Source organism: Microbacterium lacusdiani, from assembly GCF_054779895.1.
This window is the reverse complement of record NZ_BAAGXJ010000003.1, coordinates 46,028-60,072: the sequence shown is the minus strand read 5'-3', so window position 1 is coordinate 60,072 and position 14,045 is coordinate 46,028. Positions and strand designations below refer to the sequence as shown.

General features: G+C 71.4%; 14 protein-coding genes. 2 read left to right on the top strand and 12 right to left on the bottom strand.

Going from position 1 to position 14,045, the window contains the following annotated elements; all coding sequences use genetic code 11:
* Positions 1 to 24 precede the first annotated feature (24 nt).
* The 8 genes from secF to ACYVGN_RS02335 form a co-directional block, all read right to left on the bottom strand.
* Positions 25 to 1,002 carry a protein translocase subunit SecF gene (gene secF / locus ACYVGN_RS02370; RefSeq protein ID WP_460788524.1) on the bottom strand — a complete coding sequence of 326 codons (978 nt, stop codon included), beginning with the start codon at positions 1,000 to 1,002 and terminating at the stop codon, positions 25 to 27.
* A complete protein-coding gene (gene secD, locus ACYVGN_RS02365; protein ID WP_460788522.1) occupies positions 1,002 to 2,738 on the bottom strand; it encodes a protein translocase subunit SecD in 1,737 nt (578 codons plus the stop codon). The genes secF and secD overlap by 1 nt, the downstream gene beginning before the upstream one ends.
* 46 nt (positions 2,739 to 2,784) lie before the next feature.
* Positions 2,785 to 3,204, bottom strand: a complete 420-nt coding sequence (locus ACYVGN_RS02360; RefSeq protein ID WP_460788520.1) for a preprotein translocase subunit YajC — start codon at positions 3,202 to 3,204, stop codon at positions 2,785 to 2,787.
* An 89-nt stretch (positions 3,205 to 3,293) separates the two neighbouring features.
* Positions 3,294 to 4,331, bottom strand: a complete 1,038-nt coding sequence (gene ruvB / locus ACYVGN_RS02355; RefSeq protein WP_460788518.1) for a Holliday junction branch migration DNA helicase RuvB — start codon at positions 4,329 to 4,331, stop codon at positions 3,294 to 3,296.
* Complete coding sequence (ruvA, locus tag ACYVGN_RS02350; protein WP_460788516.1) at positions 4,324 to 4,941, bottom strand: Holliday junction branch migration protein RuvA; 618 nt, start codon at positions 4,939 to 4,941, stop codon at positions 4,324 to 4,326. The genes ruvB and ruvA overlap by 8 nt, the downstream gene beginning before the upstream one ends.
* A gap of 27 nt (positions 4,942 to 4,968) precedes the next feature.
* On the bottom strand, positions 4,969 to 5,553 hold the full coding sequence (gene ruvC / locus ACYVGN_RS02345) for a crossover junction endodeoxyribonuclease RuvC (RefSeq protein ID WP_460788514.1): 585 nt from the start codon (positions 5,551 to 5,553) through the stop codon (positions 4,969 to 4,971).
* Between the two features lie 148 nt (positions 5,554 to 5,701).
* Positions 5,702 to 6,424 (bottom strand): phosphotransferase, encoded by a 723-nt coding sequence (locus ACYVGN_RS02340; RefSeq protein WP_460788513.1) that lies wholly within the window; start codon positions 6,422 to 6,424, stop codon positions 5,702 to 5,704.
* Between the two features lie 160 nt (positions 6,425 to 6,584).
* Positions 6,585 to 7,346: a YebC/PmpR family DNA-binding transcriptional regulator gene (locus tag ACYVGN_RS02335; RefSeq protein ID WP_055988359.1), complete on the bottom strand. Its 762-nt coding sequence runs from the start codon at positions 7,344 to 7,346 to the stop codon at positions 6,585 to 6,587.
* Positions 7,347 to 7,453: 107 nt separating this feature from the next.
* Between ACYVGN_RS02335 and pdxY the strand changes: the two genes are divergently transcribed.
* Positions 7,454 to 8,305 (top strand): pyridoxal kinase PdxY, encoded by an 852-nt coding sequence (gene pdxY, locus ACYVGN_RS02330; RefSeq protein ID WP_460788511.1) that lies wholly within the window; start codon positions 7,454 to 7,456, stop codon positions 8,303 to 8,305.
* 68 nt (positions 8,306 to 8,373) lie between these two features.
* Here pdxY and pdxT read toward each other — a convergent pair whose 3' ends face one another.
* The gene (gene pdxT, locus ACYVGN_RS02325; RefSeq protein ID WP_460788509.1) at positions 8,374 to 8,964 is read right to left on the bottom strand and encodes a pyridoxal 5'-phosphate synthase glutaminase subunit PdxT; all 591 of its coding nucleotides are present in this window, start codon (positions 8,962 to 8,964) and stop codon (positions 8,374 to 8,376) included.
* A 2-nt stretch (positions 8,965 to 8,966) separates the two neighbouring features.
* On the bottom strand, positions 8,967 to 9,872 hold the full coding sequence (pdxS, locus tag ACYVGN_RS02320; protein WP_055988365.1) for a pyridoxal 5'-phosphate synthase lyase subunit PdxS: 906 nt from the start codon (positions 9,870 to 9,872) through the stop codon (positions 8,967 to 8,969).
* A 95-nt stretch (positions 9,873 to 9,967) separates the two neighbouring features.
* Between pdxS and ACYVGN_RS02315 the strand changes: the two genes are divergently transcribed.
* Entirely contained in the window at positions 9,968 to 11,299 is a 1,332-nt protein-coding gene (locus ACYVGN_RS02315; RefSeq protein WP_460788507.1) for an aminotransferase class I/II-fold pyridoxal phosphate-dependent enzyme, read from the top strand.
* Positions 11,300 to 11,469: 170 nt separating this feature from the next.
* Here the strand turns inward: ACYVGN_RS02315 and ACYVGN_RS02310 are convergent, their stop codons facing one another.
* Together ACYVGN_RS02310 and thrS are read right to left on the bottom strand one after the other, a co-directional pair.
* Positions 11,470 to 12,048, bottom strand: a complete 579-nt coding sequence (locus ACYVGN_RS02310; RefSeq protein WP_055988369.1) for an HIT family protein — start codon at positions 12,046 to 12,048, stop codon at positions 11,470 to 11,472.
* Positions 12,045 to 14,021: a threonine--tRNA ligase gene (gene thrS, locus ACYVGN_RS02305; protein ID WP_460788505.1), complete on the bottom strand. Its 1,977-nt coding sequence runs from the start codon at positions 14,019 to 14,021 to the stop codon at positions 12,045 to 12,047. Before thrS ends, ACYVGN_RS02310 begins: the two co-directional genes overlap by 4 nt.
* Between the last annotated feature and the right edge of the window lie 24 nt (positions 14,022 to 14,045).

Genomic DNA, 14,045 nt, shown 5'->3' with positions numbered 1-14,045 from the left:
ATCCTACGCCCGGGCGCGGACGGCTCAGTCCCCCGCACGTGCGGCGAGGACCCGCTCGTCCGACCGCCGGATCGCCGGCTCGCCCTCGCGGAACAGCGAGTAGAGCGGCGCCGCGACGAACAGCGTGGAGTACGTCGCGACGATGATGCCGACGAAGATCGACAGCGAGATGTCCGACAGCGTCTCGGCGCCCAGCCAGAACGATCCGATGAACAGGATCGCCGCGACCGGCAGCGCGGCCACGACCGACGTGTTGATCGAGCGCACCAGCGTCTGGTTGACCGCGAGGTTGACCGACTCGCCGAACGTGCGTCCCGTCGCCTCGCCGTCGTCCGCCGTGTTCTCGCGGATCTTGTCGAACACGACCGTGGTGTCGTACAGCGAGTACGCCAGGATCGTCAGGAAGCCGATGACCGCGGCGGGCGAGATCTCGAAGCCGCACAGCGAGTAGATGCCGATCGTGATGATCAGCACGTCGACCAGTCCCACGATCGCGGCGGCGGACATCTTCCACGTGCGGAAGTAGATCGCCAGGATCAGGAAGGTCAGCGCCAGGAAGATCGCGAGGCCCCACAGCGACTGCCGCGTGACGTCCGCGCCCCAGCTCGGGCCGATGAACGACGCCGTGACCTCCTCGGGACCGACCTCGTACGCCTCGGCGAGGGCGCTCGTGACCTGCTGCGTCTCGTCGTCGGTCAGCTGCGAGGTCTGCACGCGGATGTCGCGGCCGCCGACCGTCGTGACCTTGGTGGTCGTGCCGGGCACGACCTCGTCGATGGTCTCGGTGGCGACCGCCTGGTCGCGCGACTGGGGCGCGGACACGAGGAACTGCGATCCGCCCGTGAACTCCACGGAGAACTCGACGCCGCGCACGAACGGCGCCAGGGCCGACAGCACCACGAGCACGATCGCGAGGACGAACCACGTGCGACGGCGCCCGACGAACGGGAAGGACACCTTGCCGGTGTAGAGGTCGTTGCCGAACTGGGTGATGGCGCGCATCAGACGTTGTCCTCCTCGGCGCCGGCGGCGCGCTTGTCCGATGCGGCGGTCGCGGCCGCGAGCTCGGCGGCCTTGCGCTCGGCGATGGTCTGGCGGCGCTCGGCCTCGCCGCGCGAGCGCTTGGCGCGCGCGCCGGTCGCGACCGGCTCGCGGAAGCGGGCGCGGCCGCGGTACACGGCGCCGAGGGCGCTCGGGTCGAGGCCCGAGAGCGGGTGTCCCTCGCCGAAGAAGCGCGTGCGCACGAGCAGCTGCATGACGGGGTGCGTGAACATCACGAAGATCAGGATGTCGAGCACGGTCGTCAGGCCCAGCGTGAACGCGAAGCCCTTCACGGTCGCGTCGGCGAGGATGTACAGCACCACGGCCGCGAGCACGTTGATCGACTTCGAGATGTAGATCGTGCGCTTGGCGCGGGCCCAGCCGTCCTCGACCGCGACGGTCACGGCCTTGCCATCGCGCAGCTCGTCGCGGATGCGCTCGAAGTACACGATGAACGAGTCCGCCGTGAAGCCGATCGTGACGATCAGACCCGCCACGCCCGCGAGCGACAGGCGGTAGCCGAGGCGCCACGACAGCAGGCACAGCAGGATGTACGTGAGCACCGCCATCACGATGAGCGACGCGATGATCACGAAGCCGAGGGCGCGGTAGCTGACCAGCACAACGAACAGGCCCACGAGCGCCAGGCCGATCAGGCCCGCGATCAGGCCGCTCTGCAGCTGCTGCGAGCCGAGCGTCGCCGAGATGGTGTCGGAGCTGACGACCTCGAAGCTCAGCGGCAGCGCGCCGAACTTGAGCTGGTCGGCGAGCACCTTGGACGTGTCCTGATCGATCCCGCCGCCCGAGATGCTGGGCTGGCCGTTGGTGATCACCGCGTTCATCTGCGGGGCCGAGATGATCGAGCCGTCGAGCACGAACGCGAACTGGCTGCGCGGGTCGCTCGGGTTCTGCTGCCCGATCCCGTAGAGGCGCTGGCTGATCTCGCCGAACGTCTGCGCGCCCTCGTCGTCGAACGTGAGCTGCACGTTCCACTGGCCGTTCTGCGGGTCGACGCCGTTGGTGGCGTCCACGATCGAATCGCCGGTCATCTCGACCGGTCCCAGGATGTACTTCGCTGTCCCGGCCGTGTCGCACGTGATGAGCGGCTGGTCCGCGGGCGCCGACGACGGGTCGTTGGCGGGGTCGGCGCAGCTGTACGCCAGGAACTCCGCCCACAGGCGGTCGCTCACCCACGCGGCGTCCGACCCGTTCGACGGCTCAGCGGTCGGCGTCGCGTTCAGCGACGGGTCCGGGGTCGGATACGGCGTCTCCTCGCCGTCCTCGCCCACGAAGGTGTTGGTCGGGCCCGAGGCGTAGATCACGGCGCGCAGCTCGAGCTGGGCGCTGGCCTGGATGCGCTCGCGCGTCGCCTCGTCCGCCACGCCGGGGATCTGGACGACGATGTTCGACGCGCCCTGGGTCGAGATCTCGGACTCGCCGACGCCCGAGGCGTCGACGCGCTGGCGCATGATCGCCACCGCCTGCGCGAGCTGCTCGGCCGTCGGATCGGCGTCCTCGGTCTGCGCCTCCAGCACGATCTGCGTGCCGCCCTGGAGGTCGAGCGCCAGCTCGGGCACCCAGGTGCCGCCCTTGAGAACGTGGGCGCCCAGAGCATTCGCCCCGAACAGCACCGCGGTGATGACCAGCAGACCGGTCAGGACGCGCCAGGCACGGCGCGCAGGAGAGGATCTCGCCACTGGCGTGTCAGCTTTCTGCAGCGGGGGCGGACGGGAGCGCGGAAGGTCAGGCCTTCTTGTCGTCGCCCGGGAGCTCGTCCGCGTCGGGACGGTCGGCGGCGGGCTTCTGCTCCGGCGTCGCGTCCGGGGTCGTGTCGATCAGCGGCTCGTCGGCCGCCTCGGCGTCCGTGGGGTCGACGACCGCGTCGGCCGTGGCCTCCGGCGCGAGGTCGAGCGCCTGGGTGTGCAGCTCGGCGACGACGCCGGGCGCGATCTCGACGCGCGCGGGCTTGGACAGGTCGTCCTTGTCGTACTCGACGAGCGTGCCGAACAGGCCGGAGCGCGTCATGACGCGGGCACCCGGGACCATGAGCTGCGCCTTGCGCTCCTGCTCCTCGCGCATCTTCTGCTGGCGGCGGCGCGAGCTGAAGAACATCCAGATCAGCAGCACGGCCAGGACGACGAGAAGAAGGAGGTTCGGATCCATGGGGCGGGGTGTGCCTTTCACGTCAGCGCACGCACCGTCTTCGGCGCGAGGAGGGGGGATTCGGCGGGAGCCCGCCAGACCTTCAGCGATTATAGGTCATCGAATTTCAGCGCCCCGTCCGGGTGCGGCACGCCGAGGTGGGCGTACGCCTCCGGGGTGGCGACACGGCCGCGCGGCGTGCGGCCCATGAAGCCGATGCGCACGAGGTACGGCTCGACCACGCTCTCGACCGTGTCGGGCTCCTCGCCGACGGCGACCGCGAGGGTCGAGAGGCCGACGGGTCCGCCGCGGAAGCGCTTCACGAGAGCGTCGAGCACGGCGCGGTCGAGCCGGTCGAGGCCGATCTCGTCGACGTCGTAGAGGTCCAGCGCGGCGCGCACCTCGTCGATGCGCGGCGTCGACCCGCCCGTGTGGACCAGCGCGTAGTCGCGCACGCGGCGCAGCAGCCGGTTCGCGATGCGAGGCGTGCCGCGCGAGCGGCGGGCGATCTCGGCGCGCTGCCGCTCCTTGAGCTCGACCCCCAGCACCGCCGCCGAGCGGCCGATCACGCGCTCCAGCTCGGCCGGCTCGTAGTACTCGAGGTGGGCCGTGAAGCCGAAGCGGTCGCGGAGCGGGTTCGGGAGCATGCCCGAGCGCGTCGTGGCGCCGACCAGCGTGAACGGCGCGAGATCCAGCGGGATGCTGGTCGCGCCGGCGCCCTTGCCGACCATGATGTCGATCCGGAAGTCCTCCATCGCGAGGTAGAGCATCTCCTCGGCGGAGCGCGCCATCCGGTGGATCTCGTCGATGAAGAGGACCTCGCCCGGCGTCAGGCTCGACAGCAGCGCCGCGAGGTCGCCCGCGTGCTGGATCGCCGGGCCGCTCGAGAGCCGCAGCGGACGCTCGCTCTCGTGCGCGACGATCATGGCGAGCGTGGTCTTGCCGAGCCCGGGCGGGCCCGCGAGCAGGATGTGGTCCGCGGGGCGCTGCTGGATGCGCGCCGCGTCCAGCAGCAGCTGCAGCTGACCGCGGACCTTCTGCTGGCCCACGAACTCGGCCAGCGACCCGGGGCGCAGCGCGCCCTCGATCGCGAGCTCGGTCTCGTCGATCGGGGCCGGCGTCGTCACGTCGAGGTCGCCGTCAGCCACGGGCCGCTCCCTGCTTGGCGGGGCCCAGCAGCGCCAGCGTCAGGCGCAGCAGGGCCTGCACCGAGGCGCGGTCCGCCTCGGAGGCCGCCTCGGCGGCCTGCGCCACCGCGTCGCCGGCCACGCGCTCGGGCCAGCCGAGCCCCGCGACCGCCGTCACGACACGCGTGACGACGTCGTCCGGCGCCGCCGCGGGCGCCGCGCTGGGAGCGGGGGGTGCGAGCCTGCCCTGCAGCTGCACGACGATCAGCTTGGCGGTCTTCGGTCCGATCCCCGACACCTTGCGGAATGGGCGATCGTCGTCCTCCGCGACCGCCGCCGCGATCTGGTCGACCGTGAGCGCGGACAGCACGCCGAGCGCGGACTTCGGTCCGACGCCCGACACGCTCAGCATCGCGCCGAAGACCTCGAGCTCGTCGCGGCTCGCGAAGCCGAAGAGCGACAGCGAGTCCTCGCGCACGATCAGGCTGGTGTGCAGCGCGAGGGTCTCGCCGACCCGCGCGGTGCGCGCGACATCCGGCGGCACGGCGACCGAGAACCCGACTCCCCCGACCTCGACGATGACGCTGTCGGCGCCGGCGTGCAGGACCGTGCCGCGAAGGGAGGAGATCATGCGCCCAGCCTACGTGCCGCTTCGCACCTATGTTCGAGCGACACGCGTGCGGCGCGAGCGCTTCTCGGCGTCGGCCCACGCGCGCTGCGCCGGGGTCAGCGAGGTGTCCGCGGCGTGGGCCTGGGCCGACGAACCCCCGCCCCACGCGTGACACAGCGCAAGCGCGAGCGCGTCCGCCGCATCCGCCGGCTGCGGCAGCGCATCCAGCCGCAGCACGCGCGCGATCATGGTCTGCACCTGCCGCTTGTCGGCCCATCCGTAGCCGGTCACGGCGGCCTTCACCTCGCTCGGCGTGTGGGTCGCGGCGGGGATGCCCCGCTCGGCCGCGAGCATGAGCGCGACGCCGCTGGCCTGGGCCGTGCCGGTCACCGAGTGCAGGTTGTGCTGCGCGAACACGCGCTCGACCGCGACGACGTCGGGCCGGTGCGCGTCGAGCACTGCCCGGATGCCGCGGGCGATGGCCGCGAGCCGCTCGGCGATGGGCATGTCGGGCGACGTGCGCACGACATCGACGTGCACGAGCGACGCGCTGCGGTCGCGCGCCACGTCGACGACGCCGACGCCGCAGCGGGTCAGGCCGGGGTCGATGCCCAGCACACGCAGCGAGCTCACCCGCCCAGTGTAGGCGCGGCATCCGACGCGACCCGCGCGAAGCGCCGCGCAGTTCCGAAGACCGGACGGATGCGGCCACGGCGGCGGCTGCGACCCCACCCTCCTCACCAGCAACACCCATCCGGTTTTCGGAACCGGGCACGGATGATCAGGCGCGCAGTCGATCCGCGTCGGGACGGTACATCGCCGCGTGGCCCCTGAGGTCGTCGCGGCCGGTGGCGCGCGCGTGCTCGTCGGTCCACGCCGCCAGCTCGTCGAGCCGGGGCGAGATCGCGGCCCGGATGTCCGCGACCGACCACGGGCCGCCGTACGCCTCCACGAGCATTGCGACGCGTTCATCCGGCGAGCCGTGCCGCCCGGGATCGAACCTCTCGGCATCCGCGGCGTACGGCGCGCTGCGGTACGCGAGATACGCGACGTCCCAGATCCGCGGCCCCGGCGACGCGAAGTCGAAGTCGATCGCGCCGACCAGGCGCCCGTCGCGCACGATGAGGTTGTAGGGCGCGAAGTCGTTGCGACAGACGACCTCGGCAGGACGGTGCACGGGAGCCCGCCAGGTCAGGGACCGTCTGGTGAGCGGTGCGCCCGCGTCGTGGATCCGGCGCAGGAGCCGCGCCGCATCCCGGAGCGCGTCCCGGCTCCACTGGACGTCGGATCCGGCGAGCACCTCCCCCGGCAGGAAAGACAGGATCTCGCGACCGTGCTCGTCGATTCCCCGCACGCGCGGGGTGCCGTCCACGCCCGCTTCCTCGCAGCTGATCAGGAGCGCATGGACCGCGGGCGTCCACGGACCGGTCTCGCGGCGCACCGTGTCCCCGACGCGTACGACGGGCGCGATGTTGCCTCCGCCCAGCGCCTCGCCCTCGCCCACGCGCCCACCGTAGCGTTCCGAACGCCGGACGTATGCGACGACAGCGACGGATGGGACCTCACCCACCTCACGAGCACCACCCATCCGGTTTTCGGAACCGCCGGCGCAGAACGACGCCGCCCCACCCGGGATCCGGATGGGGCGGAGTCAGAAGGCGTGGTTACTCGTCGTCCTGCTCCAGCTCGGCCTGCACCTCGGGCGAGAGGTCGATGTTGGTGAAGACGTTCTGCACGTCGTCGCTGTCCTCGAGCGCGTCGATCAGCTTGAAGACCTTGCGGGCGGTCTCGGCGTCGACCGGGACCTTGACGTTCGCGACGAACTCGGCGTCGGCCGACTCGTACTCGATCCCGGCGTCCTGCAGCGCCGTGCGGACGGCGACCATGTCGCTCGCCTCGGTCACGATCTCGAAGCCGGACGGGTGGGGCTCGACCTCGAGCGCGCCGGCCTCCAGCGCGGCGAGCATGACGTCGTCCTCCGTGGTGCCCTCGCTCGAGGCGACGATGACGCCCTTGCGCTCGAAGTTGAACGACACGCTGCCCGGATCGGCCATGTTGCCGCCGTTGCGGGTGACGGCCGTGCGGACCTCGGCGGCCGCGCGGTTCTTGTTGTCGGTCAGACACTCGATCAGCATCGCGACGCCGCCCGGGGCGTAGCACTCGTACATGATCGTCGTGTAGTCGACCGACTCGCCGCCGATGCCGGCGCCGCGCTTGATCGCGCGGTCGATGTTGTCCTTCGGGACCGAGGTCTTCTTCGCCTTCAGCACCGCGTCGAACAGCGTCGGGTTGCCCGCCAGGTCGGGGCCGCCGAGCTTCGCCGCGACCTCGATGTTCTTGATGAGCTTCGCCCACGACTTCGCGCGCCTGGCGTCGATGACCGCCTTCTTGTGCTTGGTCGTGGCCCACTTGGAATGCCCGGACATATCTCTCCCGCTCTGCTGACGTGGCCCGAGGGCCTCGGGACATTCTACGAGAACCCGTCGGCCGGCTCGCGGTCGCGACCCTCGCGCGGCGGTGCGAGGATCGAGGGATGAAGATCCTCTCGATCCAGTCGGCGGTCGCGTACGGCCACGTGGGCAACTCGGCCGCGGTGTTCCCGCTGCAGCGCATCGGCGTCGAGGTCCTGCCGGTCTACACCGTGAACTTCTCGAACCACACCGGCTACGGCGCCTGGCGCGGTCCGCTCATCGCGCCGGACGACGTGCGCGAGGTCATCACGGGCATCGAGGAGCGCGGCGCCTTCCCGCGCATCGACGCCGTGCTGTCGGGCTACCAGGGCGGCGAGGGCATCGCGGACGTGATCATCGACGCGGTCGCCCGCGTCAAGGCCGCGAACCCGGATGCGATCTACGCGTGCGACCCGGTGATGGGCAACGCGAAGTCCGGCTGCTTCGTCGCCCCGGCGATCCCGGATCTGCTGCGCGACAAGGTCGTGCCGGTGGCCGACCTGATCACGCCGAACCAGTTCGAGCTGGGCTACCTGACGGGCACGACCCCGCTCGATCTGGAGTCGACGCTCGCCTCCGTGGACCTGGCCCGCGACATGGGCCCGCGCACCGTCCTCGTCACGAGCGTCGAGCGCCCGGACCGCGAGGACGGCACGATCGAGATGCTCGCGGCCGACGACGCGGGTGCCTGGATCGTCCAGACGCCGCACCTGCCATTCAAGGCGAACGGCTCCGGTGATGTCACCGCCGCGCTGTTCACCGCGCACTACCGGGCGACGGGATCGGCGGCCGAGGCCCTCGCGCGCACCGCGTCCAGCGTTTTCGGGCTGCTGGAGCAGACCCTGGCGTCGGGCGAGCGCGAGCTGCAGCTCGTCGAGGCGCAGGAGCACTACGCGAACCCGCGCCTGGAGTTCGAGGCGCGCCAGGTGCGCTGATCCGTGTCTCACTTCGGGCCGGAATCCGCCTGGGATTCCGGCCCGAAGTGAGACATGCGAGTGGGACGTCAGGCCGCCGCGGCGACCTTGTCGAGGAACCGGCGGTGGAACCGGAGCTCCCCCGTCGCCTCGGGATGGAACGAGGTGCCGAGCAGCGCGCCCTGCTCCACCGCGACCACGCGCCCGTCGGGCAGCGCAGCGAGCGCAGACGCGGCGCCGAGCTCCTCGACGACGGGGGCTCGGATGAACGCCGCGCGCACCGGCGGCTCCCCCAGCACGGGCACGTCGAGGTCGGTCTCGAACGACTCCACCTGACCGCCGAACGCGTTGCGGCGGACCGTGACGTCGAGACCGCCGAAGGTCTCCTGACCCTCGATCGCGCCGTGGATCCGATCGGCCAGCAGGATCAGCCCGGCGCACGTCCCGTAGACCGGCAGGCCGCGGGCGATCCCGTCGCGGATGGGCTGCTGCAGGTCGAACGCGCGCGCGAGCTTGTCGATCACGCTCGACTCGCCGCCTGGCAGCACGAGGCCGTCGACCTCGGCGAGCTCCGACGGCCGGCGCACGAGGGTCACCCGCGCGCCGAGCTCCTCCAGCACCCGGGCGTGCTCGCGGACGTCGCCCTGCAGGGCGAGCACGCCCACGCGCGGGGCCGCCATCGTCACCAGCCGCGCTCGGCCAGGCGGTGCGGCGCGGGCAGGTCGGCGACGTTGATGCCGACCATGGCCTCGCCCAGGCCGCGCGACACCTCGGCGATCACGGACGGGTCGTCGTGGAACGTCGTGGCCTTGACGATCGCCGCGGCGCGCTTGGCCGGGTCGCCCGACTTGAAGATGCCCGAGCCGACGAACACGCCGTCCGCGCCAAGCTGCATCATCATGGCCGCGTCGGCCGGGGTGGCCACGCCGCCCGCGGTGAACAGCACGACCGGCAGCTTGCCCGTCTCGGCCACCTCGGCGACCAGCTCGTAGGGCGCCTGCAGCTCCTTGGCGGCCACGTACAGCTCGTCCTTCGTGAGCGACCGCAGGCGGTTGATCTCGCCCGTGATGGTCCGGATGTGCTTGGTCGCCTCGGACACGTCGCCCGTGCCCGCCTCGCCCTTCGAGCGGATCATGGCGGCGCCCTCCGTGATGCGGCGCAGCGCCTCGCCCAGGTTGGTCGCGCCGCACACGAACGGCACCGTGAAGGGCCACTTGTCGATGTGGTTCACGTAGTCGGCCGGCGAGAGCACCTCGGACTCGTCGATGTAGTCGACGCCGAGCTGCTGCAGCACCTGGGCCTCGACGAAGTGGCCGATGCGGGCCTTCGCCATGACCGGGATCGAGACGGCCTCGATGATGCCGTCGATCATGTCGGGGTCGCTCATGCGGGAGACACCGCCCTGGGCCCGGATGTCGGCGGGCACGCGCTCGAGCGCCATGACGGCGACGGCGCCGGCGTCCTCGGCGATGCGGGCCTGCTCGGGCGTGACGACGTCCATGATGACGCCGCCCTTCAGCATCTCCGCGAGGCCGCGCTTGACGCGGCCGGTGCCCGTGGTCGGGTTCGACGCCGTGGGGTTCGACATGGGATCTCCTGGGGTGGGGACGCGCGTCAGGGTCGCGCAGGGTGGGTTTGATCTAGGCCAAAAAGTACCACGATCCAGACCATAGACTCGACGGGATGACATCCCCCACCGGCACGGACGAGATCCACGGCCGTACGGCCACCGAGATCGGCGCGAGCGTGCGCGAGCTCGTCGAGCGCGGCGCCCTCGCCCCGGGCGACGCGCTGCCCCCGGTACGGGCGCTCGCGGAGCGACTGGGCGTCAACCGGAACACCGCCGTCGCCGCGTACCGGCTGCTCGCCCGGTCCGGGCTCGTGGTGTCGCAGGGCCGCGCCGGCACGCGCGTCGCGGGCGGCGCCCGCGTGGCGCAGGAGGGCTACTCCCCCGGCTCGGCGCTGCGGGACGTGGCCACCGGCAACCCGGATCCGGCGCTCATCCCGGATCTCTCGCGCGCGCTGCAGGCCGCCGCGGGACGTCCCGTGCTGTACGGCGAGCCCGTGATCGACCAGGCCGTCGAGGAGTGGGCGCGCGGCTGGCTCGCGCCGGACACGCCGTCGGACGACTTCCGCGTCACGGTGACAAGCGGCGCCGTCGACGCGATCGAGCGCCTGCTCGCCCAGGCGCTGATGCGCGACGACGCCGTCGCGCTCGAGGATCCGTGCTTTCTCGCGAGCATCCACACGGTCCGCCTGGGCGGCTACCGGGCGGTGCCCGTGCCGGTCGACGCCGAGGGCATGACGCCGGACGGCCTGCGCGCCGCGCTCGAGGACGGCGTGCGCGCCGTGGTCTGCACGCCCCGCGCCCAGAACCCCACCGGGGCCGCGGTCACCGCCGGGCGCGCGGCCGAGCTGCGCGACGTGCTGGCGGATCATCCGTACGTGCTCGTGATCGAGGACGACTACTTCTCGCTGCTCTCTCGCCGCCCCTTCCATTCGATCGTGGGGCCGGGCCACCGTCGCTGGGCGCTCGTGCGCTCGGTGTCGAAGTTCATCGGGCCCGACATGTGCCTGGCCGTGACGGCCTCGGACCCGAAGACCGCCGGCCGGCTCGCCATGCGCCTGAGCCCCGGCACGACGTGGGTGAGCCACCTGCTCCAGCGACTGTCGCACGCCATGCTGTCGGATCCGGACGTGCTGGCGCAGATCGACCGCGCGGGCGCGCATTACGCGGAGCGGAACGAGACGTTCACGCGGCTGCTCGCCGCGCAGGGGATCCAGGCGAGCGCGGGCGACGGCCTGAGCCTCTGGATTCCGGTGGGCGCGCCCGCGCGCGACGTCGCCGAGCAGCTCATGCGCCGCGGCTGGCTCGCCCGCACGGGTGACGAGTTCCAGCTCCGCGAGGACGCTCCCCCGTCGCAGCACCTGCGCGTCACGGTCCACGACCTCACGGACGACGAGATGAAGACCCTCGCATCAGACCTGGCGGCATCAGTCACGGCTTCCTTTTAGCTCGCTTCGCTCGCGCGTCGCACGCTCTCGGGCACCCGCTTCGCGGATGCCGCTCGGCGAGCGACACGCCGTCGCTCCGCTCCGTCGGAGGCGTGCGCTTCGCGCCCGCAGGGTCGCTTCGCTCCACGCTCGCTACGCTCGCACGTCATCCAGCGTCGCGAGCAAGGAAGTCAGGAAACCGGCCAGGCGTCAAACAGGGTGCGGCGGACGTCGCCGAGCAGCTGCGGCAGGGCCTTGGTGCGGGCGATGATCGGGAAGAAGTTCGCGTCGCTCGCCCAGCGGGGCACGATGTGCTGGTGCAGGTGCTCCTCGACGCCCGCACCCGCCACGTGGCCCTGGTTCATGCCGATGTTGAAGCCGTCGCAGCGCGAGACCTCCTTGAGCACCCGCATGGCGGTCTGCGTCAGCTCGCCGATCTCGGCGACCTCCTCCGGCGTGGCCTCGTCGTACATGCCGATGTGGCGATATGGGCACACGAGCAGGTGACCCGAGTTGTACGGGAACAGGTTCAGCAGCACGAACGCGGTGCGGCCGCGGTGGACGATCAGGCCGGCCTCGTCGTCCTTGCCGGGCGCCGCGCAGAACGGGCAGCCCGACCCGCGGTTCACGTCCGCACCGGCGGCGATGTACACCATCCGGTGCGGGGTCCACAGGCGCTGGAACTGATCCGGCACCCCGCTGAAGTCGGAGGCGTGCTCGAGGCGGCCGTCCACGTGGACGTGCCCCTCGGCGCCCGCCTCCGCGGTCACACCAGGTCCTCTGCCGTCTGGATGAGCGCGTGCCGCGCGATCGCCCCCGTCACGAGCGCGACCGCCTCGTCGAGCGGCACGCCGTTGCGCTGCGAGCCGTCGCGGAAGCGGAACGACACCGTGCCGGCGGCGCGGTCCTGCTCGCCCGCGATCAGCAGCAGCGGCACCTTGGAGGTCGTGTGCGTGCGGATCTTCTTCTGCATGCGGTCGTCCGAGTGGTCGACCTCGGCGCGCACGCCGGCGGCGCGCAGCCGGGCCACGGCCTCGTCGAGGTAGTCCGCGTACTCGCCCGCTACGGGGACGCCCATGACCTGGACGGGCGCGAGCCAGAGCGGGAAGTCGCCCGCGTAGTGCTCGAGCAGGATCGCGAAGAACCGCTCGATGGATCCGAACAGGGCCCGGTGGATCATGATGGGGCGCTGCTTGGATCCGTCGCGGTCGGTGAACTCGAGGTCGAAGCGCTCGGGCAGGTTGAAGTCGAGCTGCACGGTCGACAGCTGCCACGAGCGGCCGATCGCGTCGGTCACCTTGAGGTCGATCTTGGGTCCGTAGAACGCGGCCTCGCCGGGCTCCTCCACGAGGTGGAGCCCCGTCTTCAGCGCGACGCGGCGCAGGGCGTCGGTCGCCGTGGCCCAGACCTCCTCCTCGCCGATCCACTTGCCCTTCTCGTCGTCGCGCATCGACAGCTCGAGGCGGAAGTCGTCGAGGCCGAAGTCCTTCAGCAGCGACAGCACGAACTCGAGGACCTTCGTGGTCTCGGCCTCGAGCTGCTCGGGCGTCACGAACAGGTGCGCGTCGTCCTGCGTGAAGCCGCGCACGCGGGTCAGACCGTGCAGCGCGCCGGACAGCTCGTTGCGGTACACCGTGCCGTTCTCGGCCAGGCGCAGCGGCAGGTCGCGGTAGCTGCGGGCGCGCTCCTTGTAGATCAGGATGTGCATCGGGCAGTTCATGGGCTTCAGGTAGTAGTCGACGCCCTGCTTGGTGACGTTGCCCTGCTCGTCGCGCTCCTCGTCCATCCGGATCGGCGGCCAGATGCCCTCGGCGTAGGTCACGAGGTGGTTCGAAGTCACGAAGAGGTCCTTCTTCGTGATGTGCGGCGTGTAGACGTAGCTGTAGCCCTCGGCCATGTGGCGGCGGCGGGCGTGCTGCTCCATCTCGCCGCGGACGATGCCGCCCTTGGGGTGCCACACCGACAGGCCGGAGCCGATCTCGTCGGGGAACGAGAACAGGTCGAGCTCCTTGCCGAGCTTGCGGTGGTCGCGGCGCGCGGCCTCCTCGAGGCGCTCCTGGTAGGCGCGCAGCTCGTCCTTCGACGGCCACGCCGTGCCGTAGATGCGCTGCAGCTGCGGGTTCTTCTCGCTGCCGCGCCAGTAGGCGCCGGCGACGCGCAGGATGTCCCAGCCGTTGCCGACCATCCGCGTGGAGGGCACGTGGGGCCCGCGGCAGAGGTCCTTCCACACGGTCTCGCCCGTGAGGCCGTCGATGTTGTCGTAGATCGTCAGCTCACCCTCGCCGACCTCGACGCCGGCGCCCTCGGCGGCCTCCTTCTTGCCGCCCTTGAGCCCGATCAGCTCGAGCTTGAACGGCTCGTCGGCCAGCTCGGCGCGCGCCTCGTCGTCGCTGACCGCGCGGCGGCGGAAGCGCTGCGCGTCGCGGACGATGCGCTGCATCTCCTTCTTGATCGCCTTCAGGTCATCGGGCGTGAAGGGCTCGTCCACGCCGAAGTCGTAGTAGAAGCCGTCGGTGATGAACGGGCCGATGCCGAGCTTCGCGCCGGGGCGCAGCTTCTGCACGGCCTGCGCGAGCACGTGCGCGGTCGAGTGGCGCAGGATGTTCAGCCCGTCGGGGCTGTCGATGGTCACCGGCTCGACCGTCTGCGTCTCCGTGACCTCGGTCGCGAGGTCCTTCAGCTCACCGTCGACGCGGATCGCGACGACGTTCTTCTCGGGGTGCAGATCGAATCCGGTGGTCACCCGTCAATCCTAGTTCGCCGTCGC

Excerpts from the sequence above, each read along its gene's own strand:
- secF (WP_460788524.1), bottom strand. The coding sequence starts at position 1,002 with ATGCGCGCCATCACCCAGTTCGGCAACGACCTCTACACCGGCAAGGTG.
- ACYVGN_RS02360 (WP_460788520.1), bottom strand. The coding sequence starts at position 3,204 with ATGGATCCGAACCTCCTTCTTCTCGTCGTCCTGGCCGTGCTGCTGATC.
- ruvA (WP_460788516.1), bottom strand. The coding sequence starts at position 4,941 with ATGATCTCCTCCCTTCGCGGCACGGTCCTGCACGCCGGCGCCGACAGC.
- ACYVGN_RS02335 (WP_055988359.1), bottom strand. The coding sequence starts at position 7,346 with ATGTCCGGGCATTCCAAGTGGGCCACGACCAAGCACAAGAAGGCGGTC.
- pdxY (WP_460788511.1), top strand. The coding sequence starts at position 7,454 with ATGAAGATCCTCTCGATCCAGTCGGCGGTCGCGTACGGCCACGTGGGC.
- pdxT (WP_460788509.1), bottom strand. The coding sequence starts at position 8,964 with ATGGCGGCCCCGCGCGTGGGCGTGCTCGCCCTGCAGGGCGACGTCCGC.
- pdxS (WP_055988365.1), bottom strand. The coding sequence starts at position 9,872 with ATGTCGAACCCCACGGCGTCGAACCCGACCACGGGCACCGGCCGCGTC.
- ACYVGN_RS02315 (WP_460788507.1), top strand. The coding sequence starts at position 9,968 with ATGACATCCCCCACCGGCACGGACGAGATCCACGGCCGTACGGCCACC.